This is a genomic window from Citrobacter sp. CRE-46 (assembly GCF_059615875.1).
In genome coordinates, this window is record NZ_CM184341.1 from 2,424,877 (window position 1) to 2,439,771 (window position 14,895).

18 protein-coding genes are annotated in these 14,895 nt (G+C 50.9%); 9 read left to right on the forward strand and 9 right to left on the reverse strand.

The features are described from left to right. Positions 1 to 6 precede the first annotated feature (6 nt). From oppD to AC534G_RS11640, 3 genes are read left to right on the forward strand one after another with little or no spacing between them, the layout of a single operon-like run. Complete coding sequence (gene oppD / locus AC534G_RS11630; RefSeq protein ID WP_038641097.1) at positions 7 to 1,020, forward strand: murein tripeptide/oligopeptide ABC transporter ATP-binding protein OppD; 1,014 nt, start codon at positions 7 to 9, stop codon at positions 1,018 to 1,020. Continuing rightward, complete coding sequence (oppF, locus tag AC534G_RS11635; RefSeq protein WP_006684288.1) at positions 1,017 to 2,021, forward strand: murein tripeptide/oligopeptide ABC transporter ATP-binding protein OppF; 1,005 nt, start codon at positions 1,017 to 1,019, stop codon at positions 2,019 to 2,021. The genes oppD and oppF overlap by 4 nt, the downstream gene beginning before the upstream one ends. Positions 2,022 to 2,067: 46 nt before the next feature. Continuing rightward, entirely contained in the window at positions 2,068 to 2,904 is an 837-nt protein-coding gene (locus AC534G_RS11640) for an ion transporter (protein ID WP_038641095.1), read from the forward strand. 33 nt (positions 2,905 to 2,937) lie between these two features. Here the strand turns inward: AC534G_RS11640 and AC534G_RS11645 are convergent, their stop codons facing one another. Further along, positions 2,938 to 3,267 carry an HI1450 family dsDNA-mimic protein gene (locus AC534G_RS11645; protein WP_003020691.1) on the reverse strand — a complete coding sequence of 110 codons (330 nt, stop codon included), beginning with the start codon at positions 3,265 to 3,267 and terminating at the stop codon, positions 2,938 to 2,940. Between the two features lie 34 nt (positions 3,268 to 3,301). Further along, complete coding sequence (gene cls, locus AC534G_RS11650; RefSeq protein WP_038641094.1) at positions 3,302 to 4,762, reverse strand: cardiolipin synthase; 1,461 nt, start codon at positions 4,760 to 4,762, stop codon at positions 3,302 to 3,304. 142 nt (positions 4,763 to 4,904) lie between these two features. On the opposite strand from cls, the gene AC534G_RS11655 reads away from it, so the two are divergent. Together AC534G_RS11655 and AC534G_RS11660 are read left to right on the forward strand one after the other, a co-directional pair. Next, entirely contained in the window at positions 4,905 to 5,078 is a 174-nt protein-coding gene (locus tag AC534G_RS11655; RefSeq protein WP_087856120.1) for a YciY family protein, read from the forward strand. 254 nt (positions 5,079 to 5,332) lie between these two features. Next, positions 5,333 to 6,526: a tyrosine-type recombinase/integrase gene (locus AC534G_RS11660; RefSeq protein WP_496594551.1), complete on the forward strand. Its 1,194-nt coding sequence runs from the start codon at positions 5,333 to 5,335 to the stop codon at positions 6,524 to 6,526. On the opposite strand, the gene AC534G_RS11665 is transcribed toward AC534G_RS11660, so the two are convergent. From AC534G_RS11665 to AC534G_RS11695, 7 genes are all read right to left on the reverse strand, one after another. Continuing rightward, complete coding sequence (locus AC534G_RS11665; protein WP_279268630.1) at positions 6,519 to 6,719, reverse strand: excisionase; 201 nt, start codon at positions 6,717 to 6,719, stop codon at positions 6,519 to 6,521. The two genes, AC534G_RS11660 and AC534G_RS11665, sit on opposite strands and share 8 nt — an antisense overlap. A 45-nt stretch (positions 6,720 to 6,764) precedes the next feature. Continuing rightward, positions 6,765 to 7,007, reverse strand: a complete 243-nt coding sequence (locus AC534G_RS11670; RefSeq protein ID WP_005121071.1) for a DUF4060 family protein — start codon at positions 7,005 to 7,007, stop codon at positions 6,765 to 6,767. A 39-nt stretch (positions 7,008 to 7,046) separates the two neighbouring features. Next, the gene (locus AC534G_RS11675; RefSeq protein WP_496594552.1) at positions 7,047 to 8,132 is read right to left on the reverse strand and encodes a RecT family recombinase; all 1,086 of its coding nucleotides are present in this window, start codon (positions 8,130 to 8,132) and stop codon (positions 7,047 to 7,049) included. A gap of 11 nt (positions 8,133 to 8,143) precedes the next feature. Continuing rightward, positions 8,144 to 10,996 carry a RecE family exodeoxyribonuclease gene (locus AC534G_RS11680; RefSeq protein ID WP_496594553.1) on the reverse strand — a complete coding sequence of 951 codons (2,853 nt, stop codon included), beginning with the start codon at positions 10,994 to 10,996 and terminating at the stop codon, positions 8,144 to 8,146. A 139-nt stretch (positions 10,997 to 11,135) separates the two neighbouring features. After that, positions 11,136 to 11,297 carry a YdaE family protein gene (locus AC534G_RS11685; protein ID WP_200028297.1) on the reverse strand — a complete coding sequence of 54 codons (162 nt, stop codon included), beginning with the start codon at positions 11,295 to 11,297 and terminating at the stop codon, positions 11,136 to 11,138. An 11-nt stretch (positions 11,298 to 11,308) separates the two neighbouring features. Next, entirely contained in the window at positions 11,309 to 11,515 is a 207-nt protein-coding gene (locus tag AC534G_RS11690) for a hypothetical protein (RefSeq protein WP_001568763.1), read from the reverse strand. 294 nt (positions 11,516 to 11,809) lie between these two features. Further along, on the reverse strand, positions 11,810 to 12,223 hold the full coding sequence (locus AC534G_RS11695) for a helix-turn-helix domain-containing protein (RefSeq protein ID WP_153690469.1): 414 nt from the start codon (positions 12,221 to 12,223) through the stop codon (positions 11,810 to 11,812). Positions 12,224 to 12,342: 119 nt separating this feature from the next. On the opposite strand from AC534G_RS11695, the gene AC534G_RS11700 reads away from it, so the two are divergent. From AC534G_RS11700 to AC534G_RS11715, 4 genes are all read left to right on the forward strand, one after another. Then, positions 12,343 to 12,564 (forward strand): helix-turn-helix domain-containing protein, encoded by a 222-nt coding sequence (locus AC534G_RS11700; RefSeq protein ID WP_097727139.1) that lies wholly within the window; start codon positions 12,343 to 12,345, stop codon positions 12,562 to 12,564. A gap of 11 nt (positions 12,565 to 12,575) precedes the next feature. Further along, positions 12,576 to 13,115 carry a toxin YdaT domain-containing protein gene (locus AC534G_RS11705; RefSeq protein WP_496594554.1) on the forward strand — a complete coding sequence of 180 codons (540 nt, stop codon included), beginning with the start codon at positions 12,576 to 12,578 and terminating at the stop codon, positions 13,113 to 13,115. Positions 13,116 to 13,264: 149 nt separating this feature from the next. Continuing rightward, a complete protein-coding gene (locus AC534G_RS11710; RefSeq protein WP_496594555.1) occupies positions 13,265 to 14,137 on the forward strand; it encodes an LvrA C-terminal domain-related protein in 873 nt (290 codons plus the stop codon). A 2-nt stretch (positions 14,138 to 14,139) separates the two neighbouring features. Continuing rightward, the gene (locus tag AC534G_RS11715; protein WP_496594556.1) at positions 14,140 to 14,889 is read left to right on the forward strand and encodes an ATP-binding protein; all 750 of its coding nucleotides are present in this window, start codon (positions 14,140 to 14,142) and stop codon (positions 14,887 to 14,889) included. Positions 14,890 to 14,895: the final 6 nt, after the last annotated feature.

The window sequence follows — 14,895 nt, forward strand, 5'->3', positions numbered from 1 at the left end:
GCCGCCATGAGCGTAATTGAGACCGCAACCGCGCCGCTCGCGCAACAACAGGCTAACGCACTGCTGAACGTTAAGGATCTGCGCGTGACGTTTGCCACCCCCGATGGCGATGTTACTGCAGTAAACGATTTAAACTTTTCCCTGCGAGCCGGAGAAACGTTGGGTATTGTGGGTGAGTCCGGTTCGGGCAAATCGCAAACGGCGTTTGCCCTGATGGGGCTGCTGGCGGCGAATGGCCGTATCGGAGGTTCCGCTACGTTTAACGGGCGTGAAATATTGAATTTACCGGAGCACGAGCTGAACAAACTGCGCGCCGAGCAAATCTCAATGATTTTTCAGGATCCGATGACCTCTCTGAATCCGTACATGCGGGTCGGAGAGCAACTGATGGAAGTTCTCATGCTGCACAAAGGCATGAGTAAAGCAGAAGCGTTTGAAGAGTCAGTAAAAATGCTGGATGCGGTGAAAATGCCGGAAGCGCGCAAGCGCATGAAAATGTATCCGCATGAATTCTCTGGCGGAATGCGTCAGCGCGTAATGATCGCCATGGCGCTGCTGTGCAGACCAAAATTATTGATCGCCGATGAGCCGACTACCGCGCTCGATGTTACGGTACAGGCGCAAATTATGACGCTGCTGAATGAACTGAAAAGTGAATTTAACACCGCAATTATCATGATCACCCACGATCTGGGGGTTGTCGCCGGTATTTGTGACAAAGTGCTGGTGATGTACGCCGGACGAACCATGGAATATGGCAGTGCACGGGATGTCTTTTATAAACCCGTTCATCCGTATTCAATTGGTTTGCTGAATGCCGTACCGCGTCTGGACGCCGAAGGGGAAGAGATGTTGACTATCCCGGGCAACCCGCCGAACCTGCTGCGTCTGCCAAAAGGCTGTCCGTTCCAGCCGCGCTGCCCGCATGCGATGGAAATCTGTAGCAGTGCCCCACCACTGGAGGAATTTAGTCCGGGCCGTCTGCGCGCCTGCTTTAAACCGGTGGAGGAACTGGTATGAATACGGTCACCGAACAACGAAAAGTACTCCTTGAAATTGCCGATCTCAAAGTCCATTTCGACATTAAGGATGGTAAGCAGTGGTTCTGGCAACCATCGAAATCCCTGAAAGCGGTTGATGGCGTCACCCTGCGATTGTATGAAGGTGAAACCCTTGGCGTGGTGGGGGAATCCGGCTGCGGAAAATCGACCTTTGCTCGGGCGATTATCGGTCTGGTGAAAGCCACTGATGGAAAGGTCGCCTGGCTGGGGAAAGATTTGTTGGGTATGAAACCTGATGAATGGCGTGAGGTGCGCAGTGATATCCAGATGATTTTCCAGGATCCGCTGGCGTCATTAAACCCGCGTATGACCATTGGTGAAATTATTGCCGAGCCGCTGCGGACTTATCATCCGAAACTGCCGGGGCAGGAAGTTCGTGACCGCGTGAAGGCAATGATGATGAAGGTTGGGTTGCTGCCAAACCTGATTAACCGTTACCCGCATGAGTTTTCCGGCGGCCAATGTCAGCGTATCGGTATTGCCCGCGCGCTGATTCTCGAACCGAAACTGATTATCTGTGATGAACCGGTTTCTGCGCTGGACGTATCCATTCAGGCCCAGGTCGTCAACCTCCTGCAGCAGCTACAGCGTGAAATGGGGCTGTCATTAATTTTCATTGCCCACGACCTGGCGGTGGTTAAGCATATCTCCGATCGCGTACTGGTGATGTATCTCGGACACGCAGTGGAATTAGGCACCTATGACGAGGTGTACCATAATCCGCTGCACCCTTATACCAAAGCGCTCATGTCTGCTGTGCCGATCCCCGATCCGGATATGGAAAGGAACAAAGTTATCCAGTTGCTGGAAGGCGAGTTGCCGTCGCCGATTAATCCTCCTTCGGGCTGTGTGTTCCGTACGCGCTGCCCGATTGCCGGACCAGAGTGTGCAAAAACACGCCCGGTACTCGAAGGCAGTTTTCGACACGCCGTTTCCTGCCTGAAAGTAGACCCGCTATAATCGTGAGGGCTGACAAAGGTCAGCCCTTCTTTTTGGTGAGGTATTTGTGTCTGGCTTAGTTTCTTCTGTTCGCCGTACGCTTTATCGTACATTATTTGATTTAGACACACGCTCGGGGCGCCGTTTTGAAGGTATGTGCGCACTGTTCGCGCTGCTCAGCGTGATTGTTATCTTCGTTGAGTCCGGGGTCGGGACGCAATACCATTTGACCTTTGAGGAGTGGCGCGTATTTGTCTGGCTGGAAGTCTTTATCACTCTGGTCTTTACTCTCGAATATCTGTTGCGATTATGCTGCTGGGCTAATCCCGCTAAATATGTATTTAGCTTCTGGGGGATTATTGATCTTGCCACCATTCTGCCACTGTATGTGATGTGGTTATGGCCGGAAATCAGTCTGAGTTATGTTTTCGCCTGGCGGGCGATGCGTGTTCTGCGTGTCCTGCGAATTCTCAAACTGCTGCGCTTTATGCCTTCTCTGCGTATATTCTGGAGCGCAATAAAAAGCGCCCGGCATCAGCTAATCTTGTTCTATTCATTTATTGCCATTCTGATGATTGTATTCGGCGCGCTAATGTATCTGATTGAAGGACCCAAATATGGTTTTAGTACGCTGAATGCATCAGTGTATTGGGCCATCGTCACGGTAACCACCGTCGGCTATGGCGATATCACGCCCCACACGCCGCTCGGGCGTATGGTAGCGTCAGTGCTGATTTTGATCGGTTATTCCGTGATTGCGATCCCGACAGGTTTGATAACGACGCATATGAGCAGTGCGTTCCAGCATCGGCAGAATCAGCGTAAATGTCCGCAGTGTCAGCAAAGTCAGCATGAGCACAGCGCGCAGTTTTGTAACCGGTGCGGAAGCAAATTACCGGGCTAAAAGTAAAAAAGCTGCGAGAGCAGCTTTTTTTAATTATTCGCGCCAGAGAATGTGGCAGAGCTTGTGATCTTTTTCGCGACACAACAGAACGCGGGCAAAAATATCGTTAATCTCGCCGTCTTCTGTATCTGCCAGACCAATCACCACTTCGGCAAAGAAGTCAGGATTCAGGTCAAAATCGACGTGTTCCTGCCAGTCCTCTGCCGGGTCAAATAATTCTGCACCGCCGCGCTCTTCAAACTGCAAATTGAACAGAATGATATCTGCTGGATCGAGGTTGTCTGCAGCCAGTTCGAGAAAAATATCGTAAGCCTGCTCAAGCGTTTCGTCTTCGGTCAGGCGGTTGTTCAAATCCATATCCATAATGACTACCTGTTTACTGTCTGATTGGCACGTTTTACAGCAACGGGCTAAAGAAGTAAAACAGTCGCTCGGCAATCCGCTGCCAGAGTGGTCGTTTTACCCACAAACGAGCGTCAAGAAGGCGTGAACGCGAAATATAATCATCCTGCACTGCGGCGAGGTCGCCCCCGAATCCTGCGTCATCAATAACCAGCGTGATTTCAAAATTCAGCCACAAACTGCGCATATCCAGGTTAACTGTACCGACCAGGCTCAGTTCGCCATCAACCAGTACGCTCTTGGTGTGCAGCAAGCCGCCTTCGAACTGATATATTTTGACGCCCGCAGCCAGCAGTTCGGTGAAAAAGGCCCGGCTTGCCCAGCCAACCAGCAGAGAATCATTCTTACGCGGAAGAATGATACTGACGTCGACCCCACGCTGTGCGGCCGTACAGATCGCATGCAGTAAATCATCGCTGGGGACGAAATAGGGCGTGGTCATAATTAAATATTCACGCGCCGAATAAGCAGCAGTTAATAGCGCCTGATGGATCAAATCTTCAGGGAAACCTGGTCCCGAGGCGATAGTGTGAATGGTGTGACCGCTGGCCTGCTCAAACGGCATGATATTGACGTCCGGCGGCGGGGGTAAAATGCGTTTCCCGGTTTCAATTTCCCAGTCGCAGGAATAGACGATGCCCATCGCGGTGGCAACAGGTCCTTCCATTCTCGCCATTAAATCGACCCATTGACCCACGCCCGCATCCTGCTTAAAGAAGCGCGGGTCGACCATGTTCATGCTGCCGGTATAAGCAATATAGTTGTCGATCATCACCATCTTACGGTGTTGGCGCAGGTCCATCCGGCGCAAAAACACACGCATCAGGTTAACCTTGAGGGCTTCGACGACTTCAATACCCGCGTTACGCATCATCGCCGCCCACGGGCTGCGGAAGAATGCCACGCTGCCCGCAGAGTCCAGCATCAGGCGGCAGTGAACGCCTCTTCTGGCGGCCGCCATTAACGACTCGGCAACCTGATCGGCCATACCTCCCGGTTGCCAGATGTAGAACACCATCTCGATATTATGACGCGCCAGTTGAATATCACGGATCAGCGCCTGCATCACGTCATCGGAACTGGTGAGCAGCTGCAGTTGATTCCCCTTAACGCCGGCGATTCCCTGACGACGCTCGCACAGCTTAAATAATGAAGAAGCAACGCTGCTGTTTTCCTGTGCGAAAATATGTTCACAGGCTTTGAGGTCGTTCAGCCATTTGGCCGTGGAAGGCCACATTGCCCGGGCGCGTTCGGCGCGGCGTTTACCCAGGTGGAGTTCACCGAAGGACAGATAAGCTATGATCCCTACCAATGGCAGTATATAGATGATCAACAGCCATGCCATTGCGGAGGGCACTGCGCGTCGCTTCATTAGAATGCGTAATGTGACGCCAGCAATGAGTACCCAGTAACCCAGAATGACCAGCCAACTCACCACGGTGTAGAAGGTTGTCATAAATTTAAAAATCCTTTTGAAAGCGTATTGTTAAGAGTTTACGCATCAGGATAAATCTGGCAAATAAAAACACGGGAAAACCACTGGCCTGCATTCGGTGTGGCGTTATAATGGCCGCTCAGTGACTGGAAGAGTAGTTAACATGAAGCGTAGTAGAACGGAAGTGGGACGCTGGCGGATGCAGCGTCAGGCTAGCCGCCGTAAAGCACGTTGGCTTGAAGGACAATCGCGTCGTAACATGCGTATCCATAGCATCAGAAAGTGTATTCTGAATCATCAACGTAACTCGTTGCTGTTTGCAATCCACAGTATCTGATCTCAAAAGGGCACCGCTGGTGGTGCCCAATGTCTGCTTTCGTACTGTTTTTAAAATACTTTCTTGTATTGTCATTCGGCCTATTTCGAAGAATTCCGCGTAAAAACGTTCTGTTACGCTAACGCCTTCTATTACCTGCCTTTCGGCCTTCCAATCATCACACTTTGAGTACAAGTGTTACATTGCGGGTAGCTTAGAGCAACGAGTTTTGTGTACACTTTTGCGTACTCAAAAGCCAAATGTGTACCCATTCAATGATCACTGACACAAAGCTCAGGAAGACCCTTGGCAAGAAGCGCGATGATATCGAAACCATTTCAGATTCTCACGGACTCAACGCAAGGATCAGCCAGGCTGGAAAAGTTTCTTTCTTCTACCGATACAGGTGGGCTGGTAAAGCTGTAAAACTCAATGTCGGTGATTATCCAGCAATGAGCATTGCTCAGGCAAGGGAAAGGCGTCAGCAGTTCAGAACGTGGCTAACTGAAGGTTTAGATCCTCGCGAGCAAGTGAAGCTGGAAAAATTATCTCGCGAAGGTTCTATGACAGTGGCTGAAGCCTTCAATTATTGGATCGAGAAACACTGCATCGCGAATCAACTCACAAAGACGGATTATTATCAGCTGGTATTCGCCAAACATATCGCCGAACCGATGCGGAACGTCAAAGTCGATAACTCGACAAAAATGCACTGGATAGATGTATTTGATCAGATTGAAAGCAGGGTAATGGCCCACTATATGCTTTCACTGTGCAAGCGCTCATTCAGGTTCTGTATCAACAGGGGCGTTATATCGACTAACCCGCTCGAGGGGTTGCTACCCACTGATGTCGGGCAAAAGCCGAAAAAGAGAACACGGCGTCTGGATGACAGTGAACTGGTGGCAATTTATCGCTGGCTGCAAAATCGCATGTCGATAGAATCCGTATTTCTTGTGAAGTTTATTATGCTGACCGGCTGTAGAACGGCAGAAATTCGATTAAGCGAAAGGTCGTGGTTTAGACTGAATGAAAATGAGTGGATAGTTCCAGCTGGAAGTTACAAAACACGAGTACACATGAGAAGGGCTCTTTCTGATGCTGCGGTGGGGTTGGTCAAAAATCATCTTGAGAAGATCAACACAAAACATTTAGTCACCTCACAGCGCTTACTGGATGGTGAAATCAAAGACTTCCCAGTACATTCGCCAGTCGCTTCAAACTACGCGAGGTATATTTGGTCTGCTGCGGGAATGGAACCCTGGTCTCTCCATGATATGAGGAGAACGATCGCGACAAACCTCTCAGAACTTGGCTGTCCTCCGCATGTAATTGAAAAACTACTTGGTCATCAGATGGTCGGTGTAATGGCTCACTATAATCTGCACGACTACATCGATGACCAAAAACATTGGCTCCACGTTTGGCAGAGCCATCTTGAAAGTATCATTGGTGAGCCATTCAGTTAATTGGCTGCTTCACACCTTCCCACTCTTTGATTGACTCCGACTTCCAGCGGTTTGGGTTGCCAGGAAAATCAGGAGCAGGGAACGGCTTCACAAAACCCCGCGGCATGGTTTCTGTGCTTTGCCATGACCAAAGGGTTTTACGTGAGATTTTGTATCGACTGGTCAGGTCTGACGTCAGCAAAATATCATCCATCGTTTTTCTCCAATGGCCCGTACTGGGCCATTTATAAAAGTAATATTAACTCACCTGACCAGGCAGCGCGCGCAACCGACGCATACCTGTCATAGCCGTGGCCACGTAGCTCGCCTTGCGGTTCACTACTTCTACCCAGACCTTCACACCTTCAACTCTAACCGTGTATGTCTCTTTCATCTTGCTGCGCCCGTAGTCGCCGTAGCGTTCGTGATGAGTGGCCAGCGCGATGTCGCATGCCTGACGCGCTAACGGGGATTGCTGATTGCCTCGGTTAATCAGTCGCATTACATCTCCTCAATGGGAGGGCGAACCCTCCCAAATCTGTTAGCCCACGTATTCCGGTTTCATATCGGCCAGGGTGATGCTGAACTGATCATGCAGCTCATCGCCCAGGTGACGTTTGGCCGCCGCAAGAACTCGCTCAACTTCCCCGAAACGCGCTGCTGCATCCTGTTCGTCTGGAGACGGCAGGGAGTTGATCGCTGCTTCGACCTTGTTTCGTGAATCAACCAGGTAATAACGTTTCACCGCCTTGTTCTTCAGCTCAGTGAACAGGGCTGAACCCAGAGTAACCTTCGCGCTTTCGATATCAGCGCGCAGCGCTTTAGCGCTATCAACATCCTGTGCGGCATCTATACGCTCGCGGAAATCATCAGCCAGTGAGTCGATGTTTCCTGATTTTTCCTGCTTGCTCTGCGTGGTTGTTATGGTGTCACCTGAAATTTCAGACAGGCTAACGTGTTGCACCGAAGCAGGGTTAACTTCTCGCTCTTCACGGCGATCATCCAGTTCATCAGGGGTATACACGCCGAGAATTACATCCGGGCAGAACAGTCTTGCCCAGCGTTTCACGGCGAGATAAGCGATCTGCTGGCGAGGGTCGTCAGCCCAAAGTGTTGAATTACGAGTCCTTGCTTGTGCCAGTAACAGGTCAAGTTCCCTCGGTTGGTCTTCACCTTTCAGCGTTGCGCGGATGATGATGCCAATGCCCGTTTCGTCCGCAAGAGTCCAGCCAGGAACACGGTATTCTCCTTTGTCGCCTTTACGAATCTGGAATTTCCCAACTACTTTTTCCCATGGTCCGTACCACTCGTATTCAAAGCGGTTTGCCAGCACGCCGCTGCGTGAAATAACGGCATTTACCAGTTGCGCTTCGTATCCGAGAACGCCGTTAATCAGGTGCGTTTTCTGCGCTACGGCAAAGGGATTCATCTGCCATTGTGCCGCCTGCATCGCTACTGCCATGCAGTCAGCCTGATTTCCCTGCAGGTGTCTGGGGACTGTCGCCGCACCCTGCGCCATAATTTGAGCAAACGCGCTGATGGCGTTCAGATACTGGGAATCAAACAGGGCCACGTTGGAGTTAATCACGGCGTTCTGGTCAGCTACAGTTACGTTAGTGTTTTGCATCTTCATTCCCCTTATGCCTGAGTGCGCAGCGCTTCAAGGCGGCGCAGGTCGAAGTCGTTCAGTTCGTCGGTGTAATCAGCGATGATCGGCGCTGGCCATTCGCCAGTGTCAAAGCCGGTAGCGATGGCGCGCATCGCCTTGCGGTACTCAAGCATGCCCAGCTCCAGCAGTTCGGCGGATGCCTCGATGATGGCGATCCAGTGGTAGTTCTCGTCTTTGTTGACGAAAATCCAGAAGAACTGGTCCAGTGCGGCGGTCTCGCAATACATAGCCGCGCTCAGGTGGTAGTCACGGTCGATGATTTCCCGGTGCAGTTTGGCGCGCAGGCCTTCCTGCTTAACGTTCCACATGCTAATGGTTTTCAGATCGGCACCGATGCGCACCCCGTCCAGGTCGATTTCCAGATCCGGGCGCACACGAACTTCGAGTCCGGTTTCGTCGTCAAATCCAAAGTAGCTCACCTCAACGGCGCGGCTCGGGTGTGTCAGCAACTTGCCCGCGGTCGGGTGCTCGAGCAGGGCTTTCTGAATGCTCAGTGCAGTGCTCAGTTGCTGGCGGGTGACCAGCACTTTCCCATGCGGATTCTCGCGCCACGCATCCAACAGCTCGTCGGCGAATACGGCGTCCGGATTAACAGACTTCACGGCCTGAATCAGATCTGCTTTGGTACCAGACACTTTCAACGGCGCAGGCTTCTGCGCTTCCTGCGCCACTAAGTCAGGATTGATGATTGCCAGCTGCTCGAGTAACGCGTCACGGCTACCGCTGCTTTTCACCTGTGCAGGCAGAGTAGCGTTGTATTCCTTGATGCAGGCCTTCATTGCCGTTGCGGTCTGTTTCTGGTCCGCTTCGATACGCTGGTACTCTTCTGGCAGCGACATATAGCTCTGGCCAGTTTCCTCGACTGAACCACCCAGCGGCACTTGAGCAGGCAGAGCGGCGTTGTATTCTTCGAGCAATGTTTTGATGTCGTCAGCGCTCAGCAGCGCTGGCAGACCTGCGTTGTACTCATCGATAAACGCGCGGATCGTTGCCGTGGTGGTGAATGCGCCTTCCGGAATTGCGGGCTCAACGCTGAACTCTTCATCGAGTTGCTCGGGCTGCAAAGCCAGTGCATGAACCAGATTGCCCATATCCAGAACAGGAGAACGTTCTTTGATAATGGTTTTCTCAACGTGGTGCGCGTTGAAGTACATCAGCGACACACGTGCGTCTTTCACCTGGGTTGAGCTGATACCGTTCGCTGCGTGATAAACCTCGTTCGGCAACCCTTCATAGCGGCCTGGCTCAAAGTAAGCGGGATACACAACAGCCGGTTCGTCAGATTGCGCTTCTGGCTCGGTTTGATTCACTTTTTGGGGGTTTTGATGCGCAGATTCATCATTCTGATGCGCGTTTTCTGGTTTTTGTTTCACATCGGCTTGCTGGCCGGTATGTGACTCTTCACCAGTTTCCAGACTGCTTTCGCCTGACTGCACTTCATTACCAGCCTGTTCTTCATCACTGACAGTTTCTTCCATCTGCACATCGCTGGTGGTTTCCTCATTAAGTGGTGAACGGTCATCTATTTGTTGGGCGGTTAATGCGAGGTCTTCTGTGATCCATTTCGGGTCTGTAGGGTCACTAATCCCCTCGACATATTCGCCGCGGGAAGCTGCAAGAATTTTGTTTACCTCTTCGGCCGTTACTTTTTCCTGTTTCATAGGTACAGGCATAGACGAACGACCGCAGGCTATATCAACGAGCAATGGATCTGGGTTGGCGTGGTCGGTTTCCGTAAGTACTCTATTCAAATATTCTTGGTGTTTTACAGGATCAGCATAAAGCCCTTCTGGTGTGGTTTTTACTGTTGCGATGATGCAGGCACGTGAGTAGTCCAGGCCACCAGGAATTGAAACGAATCTCTCTCGAGTCGCCAGCCATTCGGGATCGTCCATCTTATTCATGATGGAGTTTGCCTGCAGTTCTATATCCAGAGGGACGTTGTAAATATCAAATTCGCGGTCACGAGCACGTAACGCCAGAGCAATCTCATGCTCCAGACCGAGAATGGTTTGCGGGAATTTACGGTCAGAGGCAATGCCGCCGCCGGCCTTCGCACCTGAAGGTGTGCGATTAATGGTTGTTACACGATTGCCTTTCTGCCATTCCTTGACCAGCAGGCCGCGATCGATGTATTCAGTTTTGAACCACACCGTCAGGAACTGAATAACTGTTGCCAGCTCCGGTTTTTTACCGTCGACAGGGAAGACTTTCTTAACGGCATTCACGACTTTATGAATATCGTGTTCAATCGCTTGTTTGAATGCTTCCACATTCTCAGCGGCCAGCAGCAGGTTTTGGGCGTACGCGTCATCAGTGTCCATCTCAAGGCGGACAATCTCGTTTTTCTGCCCGGCGTCGACGTGATAGAGATATTCACCTTCACCGATGAACTGAGCCAGTACGCGCTGACGGAATGGCAGGGTGGCTACGACGATCAGGTTCGGCTGCTCTGACTGCTGAGATTCGTCTGCATGGCCAGTTTCACCATCAACGACATTGTCATCAGACTGATGGTTTTCTTCCTGCGCCGCATCATCAGCTTTCAATTTCACATTCCAGGTGCGCTGGTCTTCGGCCAGTTCGTAACGTTCACACCAGGTGAAATCAACTTCGCCTTCTTCTGGCAGGTCATCAACAACAGGAAAATCAGTGCGTATCGGTTTGGCGTAGTCCTTACCGCGACCTGTTTCGATGCCAGCATCTTCCAGCGCAACATCCAGCATCAGGTTGGCGCGAGCCTCGGTTTTAGCAGTGAACCAGACCACTGCATCTTGCTTTCCGGATTTCTGAGTGGCTTTAACCACATTAAAGAATTCCATGTGAGATCCTCATTTTTGGGTGTTAGAATCCCCGGACCATTGATAGCGCCCATTGGGTTAACTTTGGTTTTAATGTTGTTTCCGGTGTAACTTTGGTCGGTACCACCGGACGTAGATCCCGCCTTGCGCGGGTTTTACGTTAGCCTTCGTGAGCCATCTGGTCGTGCGAAGCGCAACGTTTGGAGCAATACTCTTTTTCTTTGCGCGCCAGCTGTGAGCCGTTGCGATAGAGAAGGGTGCTCTTGATTACTTCTTCCGGTTCAACCGGTTTGCCGCAATAACCGCATTTCTTGTCTAACATGACATCCTCCGCTAGTGGCTGAGTCCATGCCCCAGACCGTTCAGATAAACTTCAACCAGCAAATCCTTGGTGTAAGTCATCTCCACGCCGCGATGTAGATACAAACGTCCGCGAGCGTTAGCTGATGCCGTCCAGGTTGAGTCTTTGTGTTTGACGAGCATCCCCGGCTGAACTGCGCCGCGGTTTACTGTCTGTGTACCGTAGTGCTGATGAACCATGATGTTCTCCAGTTTTCTGAGTGAACTTCGCTGGTGGCGCCGTGGTGCTGATCTTCACGGTTGAGCGTTTTAACTCTGCAATTCGCCACCGCGAAGCTCACTCCTCTGTTTTGCCCTTGTCGCCAGGCTGGCGGAACGTTTCTTGAACCTGACAACAATGCGCTTGTTGTCGATGAGCTGAAGATACAACCAATGGTTCGATGTGTAAAGTTAAAAATGGAACTAAAAGTTCTATTTGGGAATAAAAAAAGACACCATGACGGTGTCTTGTTGTGTTGCTGGTTTGAAACGGGTCTATTTCTTCAAGTCGTTGATGATGTCGTATACATCATTTTTAAGCAGATCCATCTCTCTGACCACACCTCTGGTGTGAATAATCAGTCGCAGCTTTTCTGCGTCTGGTAATTGGTTGAAGAGGGATAGCAGTGTTTCCTCTCTTTCATCGAGAACGCGTGGAGGAGTTGACACTTCTTCACCATTCTCATCCTCACTCCCTGGCTCCATAAAAAACCAATACTCTGGTCTTCCAGTTACAGCCGCTAACCTTTTTAAGCGCTCACCGCTTGCGGTTGCCGCGCCATTAGCCCACTTACGCACAGAAGTATGCGAAAGCATTACGCGCCTCGCAAGGTCAGCCATGCTCCAGCCGTTTTCCTCCATCACTTGATGGATTCTCTTAGCAAATACAGGGTGAGGATTTTTATTCATATTCTCATTTTACAACCATTGGTTTTACAGTTCACTAGAACTATTGGTTTGATTTTTATTGGAACCAAAAGTTTTAAGTGCTATTCTCCAATCACCAAAACAAACAGCTAGGACAAGAAATGGACAACCAACTAAAAGACAAAATCAGCAGCTACATGACACAAGTAGGAATCGGAGAGTGCTTTGGTATTTCTTCTCAGGCTGTAGGTAAGTGGCTGAGAAAGGGGAAAATTCCACATGGTCGAATCTTGCCGCTTTGTCGAATCCTCAACTGGCAAGTAACCCCACATGAAATCGATCCGAGTGCATATCCAAATCCAACAGACGGTTTACCACGTTAGGAGGTTTCACTATGCAGACACTTACTTTTCAGAATGATAGCGACATTCCTCGAGCGGGAATGATAAATCGCGCTCAAACATATAAGGGGCCGTGTCACGAAGATATTCGTGATGCCGTTCGTTCATGGGCGGGTGCAGATGGTCAGGATGTCGTTTCTGCTCTGATCATCGAAGAGTACCAGGCTCAAGGGGGAGACGAGATCACTTTCCCTGATGACCTCAGCCGACAGCGTCAGAAGCTTTTCCGCTTTCTGGATAACCATTTCAACAGCGAACGGTACCGCGAAAACGTTCGCCAGCTGACTCCGGCAATCCTCGCTGTCCTGCCGATTGAATACCGCAATCGTCTGCTACCAGAAGACAACGTAATGGCTCGTATGGCAAGGCTGGAGAAGGAAACCAGCGAAGCGAAGATTGCTGTCGCAATGGATGCGCCACGTCATCAGAAGCTGAAAGAGTTGAGCGAGGGGATCGTGGAGATGTATCGCGTTGACCCTGGGTTAACCGGTCCGTTGATGGAAATGGTGCAGATGATGCTGGGGGCTATATGACCGGTTCAAAAATGGCGAAAGCCGCGGTGCGGGAACACCAACGGCTTTCAGGTGCAATTCGTTGCGTACTCATTGCGAGGAAATTATGTCAGAAAAATCAGCCTTCAGAAAGATAGATGGGCCACCACTTTAGCGATTAAGAGGTTTTTATGCGTGATTACGCAACCGTTGCGCCTCAGTTCTGGCTTGGAAAAACAGGCCGTGAACTGAGGAAACAAGGCGCGGAGGCGCAGGTGGTTTCGTTCTATCTGATGACCTCGCCACACGCAAATATGCTCGGGTTGTATTACCTGCCAATTCTGTACATAGCCCATGAAACGGGTCTGGGCTTGGAAGGGGCTTCGAAGGGGCTAAAAAGCTCCATTGAAGCGGGATTTTGTAGCTATGACGAGGACACTGAGATGGTTTGGGTGCATGAGATGGCCGCTTATCAGGTTGGTCGATCGCTGAAGCCAGGGGATAACCGCTGTGCTGGTGTCAGGAATGAATATATGTCATTACCTGAAAACCCTTTTTTATCATCATTTTATGAACGTTATAAAACAGATTTTCACCTCAATTTAAAACGTGAATCGCGCCAAATTTCTGAAGGGGCTTCGAAGGGGCTACGAAGCCAAGATCAGGAACAGGATCAGGAACAAGATCAGGATAAAGATATTTTGGGGCATGGCGCCGCCACACCCCGGGGGAAAAATACTTACACGGATGATTTTGAACTGGCGTGGCAGGAATATCCCAAACGCGCCGGTGGTAACAGCAAAGCTGATGCGTTCAAAGCCTGGAATGCACGTATTAAATCCGGCGCAACAGTGCAGGAGCTTACCGATGGTGTTCGGCGATACGCGGATTACGTAACTGCTGCTGGGAAACTTAACACCGAGTATGTGAAACAGGCCTCCACGTTTTTTGGCCCCTCAAAGCACTACGAAGAGTCGTGGTATTTCGCGGCACCTGATGGAAAACGGGATCCGAACAAAATTTCTCAGCCAGATAAAGCGATTCCGACCGGATTCAGGGGGTAGCGATGAAAAACATAGTTGGTACCGGAAGTGCGCTCGAGCGCCTGAAAAAACTCATTCCACCAGGCGTTCAGCCGAAGTTCACAAGTGCAGCAGAGTTGCTGGCGTGGCAGCGGGAAGAGGGCCTGAAGCGGTGTGAAGAACTGGACAGGCTGAATCGGAAAGTCCGGACAGAGAAAATCTTCGGTCGCTCGGGAATTCAAAGCCTGCACCGCAGTTGCACCTTCGCGAATTACCAGGTATCCGGGGAAGGGCAGCGCAAAGCCTTCACGATGGCAAAGAGCTACGCACAAAATTTCGGCGCTGGGTTCGCGAGCTTCGTGTTCAGCGGTAGTCCTGGTACCGGGAAAAACCATCTGGCGGCTGCGATCGGAAATCATCTGCTGTCTGGAGGGTATAGCGTGCTGGTAGTCACTATCCCTGACCTGATGCTACGCGTTCGCGAGTGCTACGACGGTGGTCAGTCAGAGTCCGCATTGCTGGATGACCTCTGCAAAGTTGATCTGCTGGTACTGGATGAAGTCGGTATTCAGCGCGGTAGCAACGGCGAGAAAGTCATTCTGAATCAGGTTATCGACCGTCGCCTGTCGTCGATGCGTCCGGTGGGGATCCTGACGAACCTGAACCACGAAGAACTTCTCGGAGCGTTGGGCGCGCGGGTTATCGACCGTCTACAGATGGATGGCGGGATGTGGGTGAACTTTGACTGGGGCAGCTATCGCAAGAACGTTAGCCATCTCCGGATCGTCAAATAAATTCGA

Bases quoted from the DNA above. Each gene is read 5' to 3' on its own strand.
- AC534G_RS11710 (WP_496594555.1), top strand. From the start codon at position 13,265: ATGCGTGATTACGCAACCGTTGCGCCTCAGTTCTGGCTTGGAAAAACA.
- AC534G_RS11660 (WP_496594551.1), top strand. From the start codon at position 5,333: ATGATCACTGACACAAAGCTCAGGAAGACCCTTGGCAAGAAGCGCGAT.
- AC534G_RS11655 (WP_087856120.1), top strand. From the start codon at position 4,905: ATGAAGCGTAGTAGAACGGAAGTGGGACGCTGGCGGATGCAGCGTCAG.
- oppF (WP_006684288.1), top strand. From the start codon at position 1,017: ATGAATACGGTCACCGAACAACGAAAAGTACTCCTTGAAATTGCCGAT.
- AC534G_RS11670 (WP_005121071.1), bottom strand. From the start codon at position 7,007: ATGCGACTGATTAACCGAGGCAATCAGCAATCCCCGTTAGCGCGTCAG.
- AC534G_RS11675 (WP_496594552.1), bottom strand. From the start codon at position 8,132: ATGCAAAACACTAACGTAACTGTAGCTGACCAGAACGCCGTGATTAAC.
- AC534G_RS11695 (WP_153690469.1), bottom strand. From the start codon at position 12,223: ATGAATAAAAATCCTCACCCTGTATTTGCTAAGAGAATCCATCAAGTG.
- AC534G_RS11705 (WP_496594554.1), top strand. From the start codon at position 12,576: ATGCAGACACTTACTTTTCAGAATGATAGCGACATTCCTCGAGCGGGA.
- AC534G_RS11665 (WP_279268630.1), bottom strand. From the start codon at position 6,719: ATGGATGATATTTTGCTGACGTCAGACCTGACCAGTCGATACAAAATC.
- cls (WP_038641094.1), bottom strand. From the start codon at position 4,762: ATGACAACCTTCTACACCGTGGTGAGTTGGCTGGTCATTCTGGGTTAC.
- AC534G_RS11680 (WP_496594553.1), bottom strand. From the start codon at position 10,996: ATGGAATTCTTTAATGTGGTTAAAGCCACTCAGAAATCCGGAAAGCAA.
- oppD (WP_038641097.1), top strand. From the start codon at position 7: ATGAGCGTAATTGAGACCGCAACCGCGCCGCTCGCGCAACAACAGGCT.
- AC534G_RS11700 (WP_097727139.1), top strand. From the start codon at position 12,343: ATGGACAACCAACTAAAAGACAAAATCAGCAGCTACATGACACAAGTA.
- AC534G_RS11685 (WP_200028297.1), bottom strand. From the start codon at position 11,297: ATGTTAGACAAGAAATGCGGTTATTGCGGCAAACCGGTTGAACCGGAA.
- AC534G_RS11690 (WP_001568763.1), bottom strand. From the start codon at position 11,515: ATGGTTCATCAGCACTACGGTACACAGACAGTAAACCGCGGCGCAGTT.
- AC534G_RS11715 (WP_496594556.1), top strand. From the start codon at position 14,140: ATGAAAAACATAGTTGGTACCGGAAGTGCGCTCGAGCGCCTGAAAAAA.
- AC534G_RS11645 (WP_003020691.1), bottom strand. From the start codon at position 3,267: ATGGATATGGATTTGAACAACCGCCTGACCGAAGACGAAACGCTTGAG.